Origin of the sequence: Novosphingobium fluoreni, from assembly GCF_014196615.1 — a bacterium.
GTDB classification, from domain to species: Bacteria; Pseudomonadota; Alphaproteobacteria; order Sphingomonadales; family Sphingomonadaceae; genus Novosphingobium; species Novosphingobium fluoreni.
Map to the genome: position 1 here is coordinate 297,527 of NZ_JACIDY010000001.1, position 12,725 is coordinate 310,251.

Sequence of the window (12,725 nt, forward strand, 5' to 3'; positions counted from 1 at the left end):
GCGGGCTACTTCGTCGCAGCCGGGGCCGGGGCCGCTGCCGCGCTGGCAGCCGGCTGCTGGCCAGCGGGCTTGCCGCCGGCTTGCGGATCGCGCCAGGGAACCGCCTTCACGGGCGATCCCGGGCGCAGCATCGCGCCGCCGCCTTCGATGATGATCCGGTCTCCCTGCATCAGCCCGCCGGTGACCAGCCAATTATTGCCGATCACCCGGTCCGTCTTGAGCGTGCGCTGTGCCGCCTTGTTATCGCGCCCGACGACCATCACCACCGGATCACCCTTTTCGTTACGCGTCACGGCACGCTGCGGGATCAGGATGGCATCGCCCTGTACGCCTTCGATCAGCTCTGCACGCACGAACATGCCCGGCAGCAGCAAGGCGCGCGGGTTGGGGAACACAGCCCGGATCGTCTGTGTGCCCGTTGCCGGATCGACACTGACATCGGCGAACTGCATGCGTCCTTCGATCGGGTAGATCGTGCCGTCCTCCAGCCGCAACCGCACGCGCGCCGCCTCTCCGCCGCGTGCCAGCGAACCGGCCAGCAGCCGCTGGCGCAGCCGAAGCAGGTCCTCGCTGGACTGAGGGACATCGACGTAGATCGGGTCCATCCGCTGAATGGTAACGAGCGCGGTCTGCTGGCCTGCCGTCGCCAGTGCCCCGGTGGTGACCAGGCTGCGGCCGATGCGGCCGGAGATGGGCGCCTTGATCGTCGTGCGCGACAAGTCGATCTCGGCACTGCGCAACGCGGCCTGCTGCGCGGCGACGTCGGCGCGAGCCTGCTGCGCGCTGGTGATGGCGTTATCGTATTCCTGCCGGGAAATGGCGTTGATCCGCACCAGCTCGCCATAGCGGCGCTGCAAGGCTGCGCTGGATGCGATCGAGGCCCTGGCCCGCGCCAAAGCGGCGCGCGCACTGGCCACTTGCTGGATGTAGGGCTGCGGATCGATACGATAGAGCGGCTGGCCCTGGCGCACCGTATCGCCTTCCTGGAACAGCCGCGCCACGATCAGTCCGTTTACCTGCGGACGCACTTCAGACGTTTCGTAGGCCGTGGTCCGTCCGGGCAGGGTCACCGTCAGCGTGGCGGCTTGGGGCCGCACGGACAGGACCGAGACTTCGGGAGTGGGCGGCGCGGCCGGCGCCTCCTCCTTCTTCCCGCAACCGCCCATAAGGATCAGTGCGAGGGCAAGGGGAGCGGCACGGTGAAGAGGGCGCATGGGCATCCGGCGAATTCCATTGACAGCATGTGAATGATCGTTCACTCACATGCTGCTACTGCGAACAATGCAGACCGTCAAGAGGGGATGGAATGACTGGATCGAATGCAAAGACCGGCACGGCACCCAGGAGAACCGCGGAGGAGCGCAAAGAGGCGATCATCAGCGCAGCAAGAACGCTCTTTGCCAAGAATGGTTTCCATGGCACCGGCATGGCCGAAATCGCCAAGGTTTCCGGTGTCTTGGTCGGCCAGATCTACCGTGATTTCTCCGGCAAGGAGGATATCATCGCGGCAATCGTCTGCCGTGATTTCGACCAGATCATGAACGATCAGGAATTGGCCGATCCTACATTGTCATCGGATCGGGATCGCTTTAAATCCTGGGTCCATAACTTCGTGTCTTCCCCGATCGATCCGGACGCCCTGGCGATTCTCGCCGACATCCTCTCGGAAGCAGGGCGAAATCCGCGTATCCTGCAGATCGTCCAGACGACCAACGATCGCTTTCTCAACAACATCGCCGAGGCTGCCAGGCTCGTCCTCCCCGGAGAAGGCAAACAGGAAGCTCGGTTTGCTGTCGCCGATGGCATCCTGACCGCTTCGGGCGCGCTGCTGCACCGTGATCTACTGAGATTGCCGCGCGACCCGGCGATCATCGCGCGAATCATTTGCTGGGTAGATGAAGAAATCACGCGATGGGAATTTGCTGAATAGCAAGTATCCCTGTACGAAAGGTCAGATCGTCCAAGGAATGGCTCGGTTGGACGATGAGGTGGGATCGCTATGCTGATCGCGGGCATTTCGCACTCGCAACATCAGTTTTGAGAGCATCCTTGGAAAATACCTTCCACGCGCACCACTGGGGCATCAAAGCGGCCCAGGCGGAACTTCCCGAATCGAGCAACCCCTATCGCACTTCGCAAACGCGGGCGGCATGGCTGGCCGGATATCGCCAGGCTTTCCAACGCTGCCCTGCCCCGGCCCGCTGATATTCGCAAACCGAGGGACCCAGCTATCGCGCTATGATAGAGCTGCGTTCGATCCGCCACACCAACTGAAGTGCGCTGGCGCCGGGAACATCGTTCGCCCGGCGCAAGACAATCGACCCCCGACGTGATTCGCCGGCATCGGGCGCCCCGATCGTGACGGGGGCTTCATAATAGATCGAACCGGCGGCGGTGCCGGTATCGCCCTTGCCCACCGCGATCTTTCGGCCCGCTTCCCCGCCGAATTCCGCCTTCAGCTTATCGGGCGTCATCTGCGCATCCAGGCTCCAGGCCCGAGCCGCCGCCGTCCAGTCCGCGATGCGGATGGCGTTGGTATAGAAGCGTAGCAGCCGCTCAGGGTCCTGCCGTTCTTCCAAAGCGCCCCAATCGAGATCGGCGATGGCTTCGCGGCCACCTTCGGATGCATCAGACGACGGCAGGACATCCGCCGCCTCTTCAGAGGCAGCGCCCTGCGTATACAGGATGATCGATGGCTGCGGAGTGGGATCCTTCTTGCATGCCGACAGCAGCGTCAAGGCCACGAGGGCGGCGATCGTGGATGGCTTTGCTACCTGGCCTGCCATGATGTCCCGCGATCCTCCCGATTCTGTTTCGCCGCGCGCTTCAGGCCCGCGGCGCTCTGGGTGCCTCCACCGGAAGAAATCAGGCCGCCTGGATGAGGGTGCCTGCGCCTTCCTGCGTGAAGATTTCCAGCAACATGGCGTGTGACACTCGCCCGTCAAGCACAACCGAGGCTTCGCAGCCTGCCTCCACTGCCATCAGGCAGGTTTCCAGCTTGGGAATCATCCCGCCCGAGATCGTGCCATCGGCGCGAAGGCGCGCCAAATCGGCAGGGCGCAAATCGGTCAGCAATTCACCCTGCTTGTCCAGCACGCCGGCCACGTCGGTCAGCAGGAACAATCGCGCAGCACCCAGGGCGGCGGCGATCGCACCGGCCATGGTATCGGCGTTAATGTTGTAGGTCTGGCCGTCGGCCCCGGCGGCGATCGGGGCGATGACCGGGATCATGCCCGCGGCCGAGACGGTTTCGATCACGCTGATGTCGATCCGGTCCGGTTCGCCCACGAAGCCCAGGTCCACGACCTTCTCGATCAGGCTGTCCGGGTCCTTGGACGTGCGGTTGACCTTGCGGGCGGTGACCATGCCGCCATCCTTGCCGGACAGCCCCATCGCCTTGCCGCCGGCCTGGGCGATCCAGCCGACGATCTCCTTGTTGATCGCGCCGCACAGCACCATTTCCGCGACCTGCGCGGTCTGGGCGTCGGTCACGCGAAGACCGTCGATGAATTGCGATTCGACGCCCATCGTCTTCAGCATCGCGCCGATCTGCGGACCGCCGCCGTGCACCACCACCGGGTTAATCCCCACGGCCTTGAGCAGCACGACATCCTCGGCAAAATCGCGCGCCAGATCGGGGTCGCCCATGGCGTGGCCGCCATATTTCACCACGAAAGTGCGGCCGGCATAACGCTGCATATAGGGCAGTGCATCGACAAGCGTGGCGGCCCGGGCGAGCAAGGCGGGATCGTGCGGCTGAGTCATGGCGCGCGGCTTAGGACCGTGCGGTGCGGAATTGAAGGGCTTTTTGCTGCCCTCAGCGGTCCAGCCCCGCTTCAATTGTCCAAGCGGCGCCCCAGCCGCACGAACAGCCAGATGAACGGCGGCACCATGATCGTGGAGAGGATCAGCTTGGACACGATCTGCCCCTCCATGATCGTGCCGATCGGCATCGGCTGGCCATTGGCTTCCACCGTGCCGTAGAACGAGATGGTGATGAAGATCACGGTATCGACCACCTGGCTGAGCAAGCTGGCGATCCAGGCGCGCACCATCAGCAGTTTGCCGCTGCCGCCCGAACCCAACCCGCCGGCCAGCCGGGAAAACAGATAGACGTTCAGCGTCTGCGAGATGCCATAGGAGCACAGCCCGGCGAACTGCATCCGCGCGCCCTGGCCCAGCAGGCGGGCAAAGGCATCCTGATCGCTCCAGAAAGGGGCGGGCGGCGCGACGCGGATCACCACCGTCAGCAGCACCATCGAGACAATCAGCGGGATGAAGCCATAGCGCACCAGCCGGTTCGCCACCGCCTGACCGTATAGCTCCGCCACCGCGCTGGAGAGCACCACCAGCAGCAGGAACGCGAAGATGCCGGATTCGACCGCAAGGTCTCCCAGGATCGGCCAATGCCCCAGCGAGGCGAGCTTGGTGCCCAGCACTCCTGCAAGCACGGCCAATCCGCCGTAGAGCAGTGAGAACACGAACAGGGCGCGCGGGATGGTTATGGGCTGGGAAGGGCTGGACATTTTGGGGACTTAACGGCGCGCAGGCGATTGCGATAGGGGGCGTGAACCCCTGCCCCCTACTGGTCTACCTCCGTTCGTGTCGAGCGAAGTCGAGACACGGCAGCGCTTCACCAGCGTATCTCGACTTCGCTCGATACGAACGGATTCCACAAGGACACTTCCCGCACGAACGGAAATGCTATGCGTCTGATCCGAAGCGTCCTGCGTCCTCGACCGCTTGCCCCCCCAACAAAGCCTCTAGCCCTTGGCCTTCCACCCGCCTAGTTTCCGCGCGCCTTCCTTTACTTAACCAGGATCCCCGCGCGCGATGCACGTTGCCTTCAGCCTCCTCGGCATCGCCTTGATCATGCTGGCCGCCTTCCTGCTATCGGCCAACCGGGGCGCGATCCGCCCGCGCGTGGTGGGTGCAGCTTTCGCCTTGCAGGCCGGGTTCGCCGCGCTTGTCCTCTACGTGCCCTTCGGTCGCACCGTGCTGGGAGGGGCGGCGCGAGGGGTGGAGACGTTGCTGGGCTATGCCCATGCGGGCGTCGATTTCCTGTTCGGCCCGCTGGCCAGGCCGGAAATGGGCGGCACCAGCTTCGCCATTTCGGCGCTGCCGGTGATCATCTTCTTCGCCTCGCTGATCTCGATCCTCTATTATCTCAAGATCATGCCGCTGGTGATCCGCTGGATCGGCGGCGGGCTGGAGAAGATCACCGGCATCTCCAAGGTGGAAAGTCTGGCGGCCGCCTCGAACATCTTCGTCGGCCAGAGCGAGGCGCCACTGGTGGTCCGGCCCTATCTCGCGTCGCTGACGCCCTCGCAGTTGTTCTGCCTGATGACGGTGGGCATGGCGGGTGTGGCGGGCACGATCCTGGCCGCCTACGCCAGCATGGGCATCCGCATCGACTATCTGGTGGCGGCCGCATTCATGTCCGCGCCGGGGGGCATCTTCATGGCCAAGATGATCATGCCCGATCCGCGACCGGCGGCGCCCTCGCTGATCGCCGATGGCGATGTGCTGCGCTATGAACATGATGCGCCCCCGCCCGCCGGAATGGCCGCCGCCGCGCTGAAGAGGGAGGACATGACGCACCAGCCGGGCGTGCACGACGACGTGCCGGTCGAAGTGCCGCATGACGAAGAGAAGCCGGCCAACATCATCATGGCCGCCGCGCAAGGGGCGCAGACGGGCGTGAAACTGGCGGTGGCGGTAGGCGCGATGGTGCTGGCGTTCGTGGCATTGATCGCGCTGGCGAACGGCCTCGTCGGCTGGATCGCGGGGCTGCTGGGCTTTGCCGATGTAACGTTCCAGGTGCTGCTGGGCTACCTCTTCGCGCCGATCTTCTACCTGCTGGCAACGCCCGACTGGAATGAGGCGCTGCAGGCGGGCGGCCTGTTCGGCACCAAGATCGTGCTGAACGAATTCGTCGCCTTCATCGAACTGGGCAAGGACGCCGGACTTTCGCCGCGCACCGTGGGCGTGATCACCTTTGCCTTGTGCGGTTTCGCCAACTTCTCGTCGATCGCAATCCAGATGGCGGTGACGGGCGGCCTGGCCCCGAACCAGCGCCCGGTGATCGCCCGGCTGGGCATGCGGGCGCTGGCGGCGGGCAGCCTGTCCAATCTGATGAGCGCGGCGCTGGCCGGGCTCTTCCTTGGGTTGGGCTGACCCGCCCGGCAAGGGCCTCCGCGTTCGAAGAGACGTCCTCTCAGCTTGGCGTCATCACGCCCTTGTGATGCCCGGCAAAGCCCAGGAACGCCTTCATCCAGCCGTTCAGGAATTCACGCGAGGCTTCGGAAATCGTGTGGTCATCCGCCACCAGATCGTCCTTCCACTGGATGTAGGCCTCCGGCTGATCCATCAGCGGCACGTCCAGGTAGGCGAGCACGATACGCAGATGCGATTGCCCCAGCGCGGTGCCGATCGGGCTGATCGAAGTGCCGATCACCGCAGACGGCTTCCCCTTCCACACGCTCTCCCCATAAGGACGCGAGCCGTAGTCGATCGCGTTCTTCAGCACGCCGGGGATCGAGCGGTTGTATTCCGGGCTGACGAACAGCAGCGCATCGCTGCTCTTCACCAGTTCGCGCAGGGCCACCACGGTCTCGGGCGGGCTCTCGTCATGCTCCTCGGTGTAGAGCGGCAAAGAGCCGATGTCGGCGAAGTGATATTCGTGTTCGGCCGCGTCGGGCAGGCGGATCAGAGCTTCGGCCAGACTACGGTTGATCGAACCGGGCCGAAGCGACCCGACGAGAACACAGACTTTGAGTGGCATGGACAGGCTCCTGAAGGGAAGAGTTCGGCAACCCAACCCTCGTCAGCCCCGGGCGTTCCCTTTTTCCATCCGATCACCGTCATCCGATCAGGCGGAGCGACAGACCAAGATGATCAGGCGCGCACCGCGTGCGGGTTGATTTCGCATGCCTCTTTGGTCTGCGTGCTGCCGCCCCCCAGCAAGGCGATCGCCAGGAACCCGGCGATCACCAGCGCCACGAAGCCCAGGGTGACGAGGCCCAAGTACTTGTCGATGAACTTTTTGATCGGTGCGCCGAACAACCGGAACAGCACACCCACGATCATGAAGCTGATCGAGCGCGAGATGATGCTGGCGCCGATAAACACCGGCAGGCTCATGCCGATGAAGCCGGCGGTGATCGTCAGCAGCTTGAACGGGATCGGCGTGGCGCCCTTCACGATGATGATCTCCGCGCCGTATTCGCGCAGATAGCAGGCGGCCTTGGGGAAGCTTTCCGCCAGGCCCAGCGCGTGGAGCAGCGCCTGCCCGAACGCTTCGTAAGCCAGCGCACCGATTGCGTAACCCAACAGTCCGCCCAGCACCGAGCCCAGCGTGGCGATCGCGGCGAAGCGGATCGCCTTCTTCGGCTCGGCCAGGCACATCAGACCCAGCAAGGGGTGCGGAGGCACCGGGAAGAAGCTTGCCTCCATGAAGGCGAAAGCGGCCAGCCACCAGGCGGCATGCGGGTGCGAGGCCTTGGCCAAGGTCCAGTTATACAGGCGGCGCAGCATGTGATTCCCCCTGGACCACGCCGATGCGCCGTCCCGTATCGCCGGGACTAGCAGCAAACCCCCGGCGAGCAAGTGTATAACCTAATTGGCACTTTTTACTTGACTTGTTCAGGCGATATCGGTACATAACAGGAACAACGTCGGAGGGCTGATCTGCTCTCCCCAATCCGCAAAACTTGCAGGAGCCCATCATGGTGGACACGAAGGTGCCTTCCAGCACCCGGCCGCGCGTCATGCGCGCCGCCCCCAAAGACCGCTGGCGGCGCGTGTTCCTGGATGCGCTGGCTGCGACCTCCAACGTCACCGCATCTGCCAAAATGGCCAATGTGCCGACATCCAAGGCCTATGACGCACGGCGCAAGGATGCGGCGTTCTACCGCGCCTGGCAGGAAGCGCTGTGCGAAGGTTATGAGCATCTGGAAATGGCGCTGCTCCACCGCCTGCGCGAAGGCGAAGTGAAGGCCGCCCCGGGCGCCAAGCGCGGCGTGCGCGTGTTCGACAATGCCACCGCCCTGCGCCTGCTGATCGCCCATCGCGATTCCGTTTCGCGGCAGCAGGCGATCCGCGGCAACGAGGATGCGCAGGCCGTGATTGCGGAGATCAACGCGCGCATCATGAAGCTGCGCAAGCCGGCCGAGCTGGAAGCACCCGCCACGATCGAAGCGGCGGCGGAGCCTTGCGATGACTGAGACCGAACTCTTCGCGCGCTATGCCGGGGCCAGCGACGCCGATCGCCAGCGGTTGTTTCGCGGCCTGCCGCCCAGCGGCCCGGTTGAGACACGAAGCAACTGGCGCATGTGGGGCCGGGCGGAGCAAATCGCGCCCGCCGGAGACTGGCGGACGTGGCTGATCATGGCCGGGCGCGGCTTTGGCAAGACCCGCGCCGGGGCGGAATGGGTGCGCGAGATGGCGGAGGCTTGTCCCGACGCCCGCATCGCGCTGGTCGCCGCATCCTTGAGCGAGGCGCGTGCCGTGATCGTGGAGGGCGAAAGCGGCTTGCTCTCGCTCGGTCCGGTGCATCGCCGCCCCGCCTTCGAACCCTCGCTGCGCCGCGTGACTTGGCCCAACGGCGCGCAGGCCACGCTCTATTCGGCGGGTGAGCCGGATTCGCTGCGCGGCCCCCAGCATAGCCACGCCTGGTGTGACGAGATCGCGAAGTGGGACAATGCCGGCGGCCGTGCCATCGCCGCGTGGGACAACCTGATGCTGGGGCTGAGGCTGGGCGCGCAGCCTCGCATCGTCGCCACCACTACGCCGCGCGCGGTTCCGCTGATGCGCCGCCTGCTGGCCGAGGCCGAAGGCGACATCATCGTCACGCGTGGGCGGACCGAGGACAATGCCCATAACCTGCCGCTGCGCTTCGTGCGCGATGTGCGGCGCAGCTTCGGGCGATCGCTGCTCGGTCGTCAGGAGCTGGACGGCGAGATGGTGGAGGATCTGCCCGGGGCGCTGTGGACGCGCGCCATGCTGGAGGACTGCCGCGAGGATGGTCCGCCCAACATGACGCGGGTGGTGATCGGAGTCGATCCGCCCGCCTCGGGCCGGGGCGACGCCTGCGGCATCGTCGTCGTCGGGCTCGGCGCCGATGGCCTGGCGCGGGTCGTACACGATGGTTCGCTGGTGAAGCCCAGCCCGGAACGGTGGGCACGCAAGGTGGCCCGCACCAGTGACTTGTGGAACGCCGACCGCGTGATCGCCGAAGCCAACCAGGGTGGCGAGATGGTCGGCTCCGTGCTTCGAGCCTCGGGCATCGCGATGCCGGTGAAGCTGGTCCACGCCAGCCGGGGCAAAGTGGCCAGAGCCGAACCCGTCGCCGCGCTCTACGAGGCCGGGCGCGTGCGGCATGCGGGGATCTTCCCCGAGCTGGAAGACCAGTTGTGCGGCCTCATCACCGGCGGCGGCTACGAAGGACCAGGGCGCTCCCCCGACCGCGCCGATGCGCTAGTCTGGGCGCTGACCGAATTGATGCTGCTGCCCCGCGGCGCACCCAGCGTGCGGCTGGCGCTGTGATGCACCGTTCCAAGTATCCCCGCCGAGCCATCCCCGCAAACCGAGAGAAGGCGTAAAATGTCGATCATCCAGTCGCTAGTCACCGCTTTCAAGGGCACTGAAAAGCGCGTGCCGCTGGCGCGTGGCTCCGCCTCGCCTTGGCACTTCGCCACCGGCACCGCATCGCGCGCGCCGTTCGAATACAACGCCGCCGTGCGCCGCGCCTACCTGGAGAACCCGGTGGCCCAGCGCGCCGTGCGCTTGGTGGCTGAAGGGATCGCCGGTGCGCCGCTGCTGCCCGCCGATCCGCGCCTGGCCTGCCTGGTGGGCGATACCAGCGCCGGGCAATCTCTGCTGGAAACGCTCGCCTCGCACCTCTTGCTGCACGGCAACGCCTTCGTGCAGGTGCTGAAGGATGCCCGCGGCTTTCCCGTGGAGCTGTTCGCCTTGCGGCCTGAGCGGATGAGCGTGGTCGCCGGGCCGGATGGCTGGCCCACCGCCTGGACCTACACCGTCGGCGGCCGCCCGGTGACGATCGCGTTGGAGGATGAGGACGCCAGCCCGAACCTGATCCACATCCGCCACTTCCACCCGGCGGACGATCACCACGGCGCGGGTTGCCTGGTGGCCGCAGAGCAAGCGGTGGCGATCCACAATGCCGCCGCCGACTGGAACCGCCAGATTCTGGAAAACTCCGCCCGCCCCTCCGGCGCGCTGGTTTATGATAGCGGCGATGGCGCGACGTTGACGGGCGAGCAGTTCGACCGCTTGCGGGACGAGTTGGGCCGGACCTTTGCCGGAGCGGCCAACGCCGGGCGGCCGCTGCTGTTGGAAGGCGGGCTGAAGTGGCAGGCCATGGCGATGACCCCGGCGGACATGGACTTCGCCACGCTGAAGTCCGCCGCGGCGCGAGACATCGCGCTGGCCTTCGGCGTGCCCCCTATGCTCCTGGGTCTGCCGGGCGATGCGACTTACGCCAATTATCGCGAGGCCAACCGCGCGCTGTGGCGGCTCACTCTGCTGCCACTGGCCACCAAGCTTCTGGACGCGCTGGCGGAGGGGCTGGCCCCGTGGTTCCCCGCAGAGCCGGGCAAGCCGCTGCTGGCGATCGACCTCGATCGCGTGCCCGCGCTGGCCGAGGATCGCGAGCGACTGTGGGCGCAAGTCACCGCAGCCAACTTTCTGAATGACGCGGAAAAGCGCGCTATTCTGGGCCTGCCCGCAAAGGATGAAGGGAACATTTCATGAACAATGACATGCTGGCCGGCCTGCTTTCGCAAGCCCGCTCCGAAGGCGTCGATCTCGTCACCCTGCGCGCCATCGTCGAGGAGGCGAGCGAGCTGGGGGCCCAGCGCACACTGGCCTCGATCGGGCTGGACGATGCGCGTGCCTCGGGCGACTTGTCCGAACTGCGCGAGCTGCTGCGCGCCTGGCGCGATGCCAAGGCGAGCGCCCGCAACGCCGCGCTGGCGTGGATCGTGCGCGGGTTCTGCGCTCTGGTGCTGCTGGGACTGGCCGTGCGGCTGGGCGCGACGGAACTGTTGAAGTGAGCCTGCGCTTCGCCGGATATGCCGCGCTGTTCGGGCGGCGCGATGCCGGGCGCGATGCCATCCGGCCCGGTGCCTTCGCGCAGTCGCTGGCGGGTCGCCGCGATCCGCTGCCGCTGTTCTGGCAGCACCGCGCCGACCAGCGCATCGGCTGGGTCGAGCATATCGCCGAGGATGCGCGCGGCCTGCGCGTGATCGCCAGCGTCGACAATCCCGACGGCGGCGCAGGCCGGGCTCTCCTGCGGCGCGCGGTGACGGGGCTGAGCTTCGGCTACGCCACCCGCGCGGCTTCGCACTCGGCCAGCGGACGCGATCTGCTGGCGGTGGATTTGCTGGAAGTCAGCCTCGTCAGCTTCCCGCTGCAACACGGCGCGCGAGTGCATCTCGTCATGCCGCGCTCCTGAGAGACGGCCCCTGCCCGGATCTCATCACTGCTTCACCACGAAAGGCCAATGCCCCATGGAAGATACCCAGACCCTTGATGCCTCGTTCGATATCGTCGCCCGCCAGGACGCCACCGATGCCGCGGTAGAGGCGCTGCGCAGCGACGTGGACGATGTGAAGACCCGCCTCGATCGCGTCAGCCGCGCCGCGTCCCGCCCGGTGATCGGCGGCGCGGGCCAGACCATCGAAGTGAAGAGCTTCGTCGACGGCTACTTGCGCCAAGGTCGCGAGACGGAGGTGAAATCGCTCTCCGGTGCGGTGGCCAGCGATGGCGGCTATGCCGTCCCGCGTGAGATCGACGCCCTGATCGCTACCCGCCTCAAGGACGTCAGCCCGATCCGCTCGATCGCGCAGATCGTGCAGACCGGCAGCGCGGGCTATCGCAAGCTCATCACCACCGGCGGCACCGCGTCCGGCTGGGTGAGCGAAACCGCCACGCGCCCCGAAACCGCCACGCCCAGCTTCGCCGAGATCGCTCCGCCCTCGGGCGAACTCTACGCCAACCCGGCGGCGAGCCAGGCGATGCTGGACGATGTCGCGTTCGATCTCGAAACCTGGTTGGCGGACGAGATCGCGGCCGAGTTCGCGCGGGCCGAAGGCGCGGCCTTCGTGAACGGCAACGGCACCAACCGCCCGCGCGGGTTCCTGTCCGGCACACCCAGCGCCGCCGATGATGCCGCGCGCGCTTTTGGCACGCTGCAGTTCCTGGGCAGCGGCAACGCCACCACCTTGGGCGCGGAGCCGGAGGAGAAGCTGATCGACCTGGTCCATTCGCTCAAGTCCGGGCACCGCCAGGGCGCCAGCTGGGTGATGAACGCGGCGACGCTGGCCGAAGTGCGCAAGCTGAAGACCAGCGACGGCGCTTTCGTGTGGCAACCGGGCCTGGTCGAAGGGCAGCCGGACCGCTTGCTGGGCTACCCCGTGGTCGAGGCGGAGGACATGCCCGATATCGCGGCCAATGCCTTCCCCATCGCCTTCGGCAACTTCCGCGCGGGCTACCTGATCGCCGAACGCAGCGCCACGAGCATCCTGCGCGATCCCTTCACCAACAAGCCCTTCGTCCACTTCTACGCCACCAAGCGGATCGGCGGCCAAGTGCTGGATAGCGATGCGATCAAGCTGCTGAAGATCACCGCCTGATTTCAGCGCCTTCCCCTCTTCCCTCGTCGTTCCCGCGCAGGCGGTGGCGGCGAGGGAAGGGTCTTGCCC

General features: G+C 66.2%; 15 protein-coding genes. 9 read left to right on the forward strand and 6 right to left on the reverse strand.

Annotated features, from left to right (window positions below; all coding sequences use genetic code 11):
* Nucleotides 1-5 precede the first annotated feature (5 nt).
* On the reverse strand, nucleotides 6-1,220 hold the full coding sequence (locus tag GGR39_RS01390; RefSeq protein WP_246388180.1) for an efflux RND transporter periplasmic adaptor subunit: 1,215 nt from the start codon (nucleotides 1,218-1,220) through the stop codon (nucleotides 6-8).
* 23 nt (nucleotides 1,221-1,243) lie between these two features.
* Between GGR39_RS01390 and GGR39_RS01395 the strand changes: the two genes are divergently transcribed.
* Nucleotides 1,244-1,930: a TetR/AcrR family transcriptional regulator gene (locus GGR39_RS01395; protein ID WP_343055744.1), complete on the forward strand. Its 687-nt coding sequence runs from the start codon at nucleotides 1,244-1,246 to the stop codon at nucleotides 1,928-1,930.
* Nucleotides 1,931-2,049: 119 nt separating this feature from the next.
* A complete protein-coding gene (locus GGR39_RS01400; protein ID WP_183615559.1) occupies nucleotides 2,050-2,205 on the forward strand; it encodes a ribosome modulation factor in 156 nt (51 codons plus the stop codon).
* Between the two features lie 23 nt (nucleotides 2,206-2,228).
* Here the strand turns inward: GGR39_RS01400 and GGR39_RS01405 are convergent, their stop codons facing one another.
* From GGR39_RS01405 to GGR39_RS01415, 3 genes are all read right to left on the reverse strand, one after another.
* Entirely contained in the window at nucleotides 2,229-2,786 is a 558-nt protein-coding gene (locus GGR39_RS01405) for a hypothetical protein (protein ID WP_183615560.1), read from the reverse strand.
* Nucleotides 2,787-2,865: 79 nt separating this feature from the next.
* Entirely contained in the window at nucleotides 2,866-3,765 is a 900-nt protein-coding gene (gene argB / locus GGR39_RS01410) for an acetylglutamate kinase (protein ID WP_058736304.1), read from the reverse strand.
* A 71-nt stretch (nucleotides 3,766-3,836) separates the two neighbouring features.
* Nucleotides 3,837-4,526, reverse strand: a complete 690-nt coding sequence (locus GGR39_RS01415; RefSeq protein WP_183615561.1) for a queuosine precursor transporter — start codon at nucleotides 4,524-4,526, stop codon at nucleotides 3,837-3,839.
* Nucleotides 4,527-4,833: 307 nt separating this feature from the next.
* Here GGR39_RS01415 and GGR39_RS01420 point away from each other — a divergent pair, with 307 nt between their 5' ends.
* A complete protein-coding gene (locus GGR39_RS01420) occupies nucleotides 4,834-6,177 on the forward strand; it encodes a NupC/NupG family nucleoside CNT transporter (RefSeq protein WP_058736306.1) in 1,344 nt (447 codons plus the stop codon).
* Between the two features lie 40 nt (nucleotides 6,178-6,217).
* On the opposite strand, the gene GGR39_RS01425 is transcribed toward GGR39_RS01420, so the two are convergent.
* Both GGR39_RS01425 and GGR39_RS01430 read right to left on the reverse strand, forming a co-directional pair.
* Entirely contained in the window at nucleotides 6,218-6,784 is a 567-nt protein-coding gene (locus tag GGR39_RS01425) for an NADPH-dependent FMN reductase (protein ID WP_183615562.1), read from the reverse strand.
* Between the two features lie 113 nt (nucleotides 6,785-6,897).
* Complete coding sequence (locus GGR39_RS01430; RefSeq protein WP_183615563.1) at nucleotides 6,898-7,536, reverse strand: YqaA family protein; 639 nt, start codon at nucleotides 7,534-7,536, stop codon at nucleotides 6,898-6,900.
* Between the two features lie 191 nt (nucleotides 7,537-7,727).
* Between GGR39_RS01430 and GGR39_RS01435 the strand changes: the two genes are divergently transcribed.
* Genes GGR39_RS01435 through GGR39_RS01460 form a run of 6 tightly spaced genes read left to right on the forward strand, consistent with a single transcriptional unit; the run spans nucleotide 7,728 to nucleotide 12,656 of the window.
* Nucleotides 7,728-8,225 (forward strand): hypothetical protein, encoded by a 498-nt coding sequence (locus GGR39_RS01435; protein ID WP_183615564.1) that lies wholly within the window; start codon nucleotides 7,728-7,730, stop codon nucleotides 8,223-8,225.
* Complete coding sequence (locus tag GGR39_RS01440; protein ID WP_183615565.1) at nucleotides 8,218-9,546, forward strand: DNA-packaging protein; 1,329 nt, start codon at nucleotides 8,218-8,220, stop codon at nucleotides 9,544-9,546. Before GGR39_RS01435 ends, GGR39_RS01440 begins: the two co-directional genes overlap by 8 nt.
* Before the next feature lie 57 nt (nucleotides 9,547-9,603).
* Nucleotides 9,604-10,773 (forward strand): phage portal protein, encoded by a 1,170-nt coding sequence (locus tag GGR39_RS01445; protein ID WP_183615566.1) that lies wholly within the window; start codon nucleotides 9,604-9,606, stop codon nucleotides 10,771-10,773.
* Nucleotides 10,770-11,075 (forward strand): DUF6127 family protein, encoded by a 306-nt coding sequence (locus tag GGR39_RS01450; protein ID WP_183615567.1) that lies wholly within the window; start codon nucleotides 10,770-10,772, stop codon nucleotides 11,073-11,075. Before GGR39_RS01445 ends, GGR39_RS01450 begins: the two co-directional genes overlap by 4 nt.
* A 2-nt stretch (nucleotides 11,076-11,077) precedes the next feature.
* Entirely contained in the window at nucleotides 11,078-11,476 is a 399-nt protein-coding gene (locus GGR39_RS01455; protein WP_183615909.1) for an HK97 family phage prohead protease, read from the forward strand.
* 55 nt (nucleotides 11,477-11,531) lie between these two features.
* Nucleotides 11,532-12,656 (forward strand): phage major capsid protein, encoded by a 1,125-nt coding sequence (locus GGR39_RS01460; protein WP_183615568.1) that lies wholly within the window; start codon nucleotides 11,532-11,534, stop codon nucleotides 12,654-12,656.
* The last annotated feature ends 69 nt before the right edge of the window (nucleotides 12,657-12,725 follow it).

What these genes read in the sequence shown, in the direction of transcription:
- GGR39_RS01420 (WP_058736306.1), top strand. Translation starts at nt 4,834, where the DNA reads ATGCACGTTGCCTTCAGCCTCCTCGGCATCGCCTTGATCATGCTGGCC.
- GGR39_RS01445 (WP_183615566.1), top strand. Translation starts at nt 9,604, where the DNA reads ATGTCGATCATCCAGTCGCTAGTCACCGCTTTCAAGGGCACTGAAAAG.
- GGR39_RS01440 (WP_183615565.1), top strand. Translation starts at nt 8,218, where the DNA reads ATGACTGAGACCGAACTCTTCGCGCGCTATGCCGGGGCCAGCGACGCC.
- argB (WP_058736304.1), bottom strand. Translation starts at nt 3,765, where the DNA reads ATGACTCAGCCGCACGATCCCGCCTTGCTCGCCCGGGCCGCCACGCTT.
- GGR39_RS01425 (WP_183615562.1), bottom strand. Translation starts at nt 6,784, where the DNA reads ATGCCACTCAAAGTCTGTGTTCTCGTCGGGTCGCTTCGGCCCGGTTCG.
- GGR39_RS01460 (WP_183615568.1), top strand. Translation starts at nt 11,532, where the DNA reads ATGGAAGATACCCAGACCCTTGATGCCTCGTTCGATATCGTCGCCCGC.
- GGR39_RS01450 (WP_183615567.1), top strand. Translation starts at nt 10,770, where the DNA reads ATGAACAATGACATGCTGGCCGGCCTGCTTTCGCAAGCCCGCTCCGAA.
- GGR39_RS01415 (WP_183615561.1), bottom strand. Translation starts at nt 4,526, where the DNA reads ATGTCCAGCCCTTCCCAGCCCATAACCATCCCGCGCGCCCTGTTCGTG.
- GGR39_RS01435 (WP_183615564.1), top strand. Translation starts at nt 7,728, where the DNA reads ATGGTGGACACGAAGGTGCCTTCCAGCACCCGGCCGCGCGTCATGCGC.
- GGR39_RS01405 (WP_183615560.1), bottom strand. Translation starts at nt 2,786, where the DNA reads ATGGCAGGCCAGGTAGCAAAGCCATCCACGATCGCCGCCCTCGTGGCC.
- GGR39_RS01430 (WP_183615563.1), bottom strand. Translation starts at nt 7,536, where the DNA reads ATGCTGCGCCGCCTGTATAACTGGACCTTGGCCAAGGCCTCGCACCCG.
- GGR39_RS01390 (WP_246388180.1), bottom strand. Translation starts at nt 1,220, where the DNA reads ATGCCCATGCGCCCTCTTCACCGTGCCGCTCCCCTTGCCCTCGCACTG.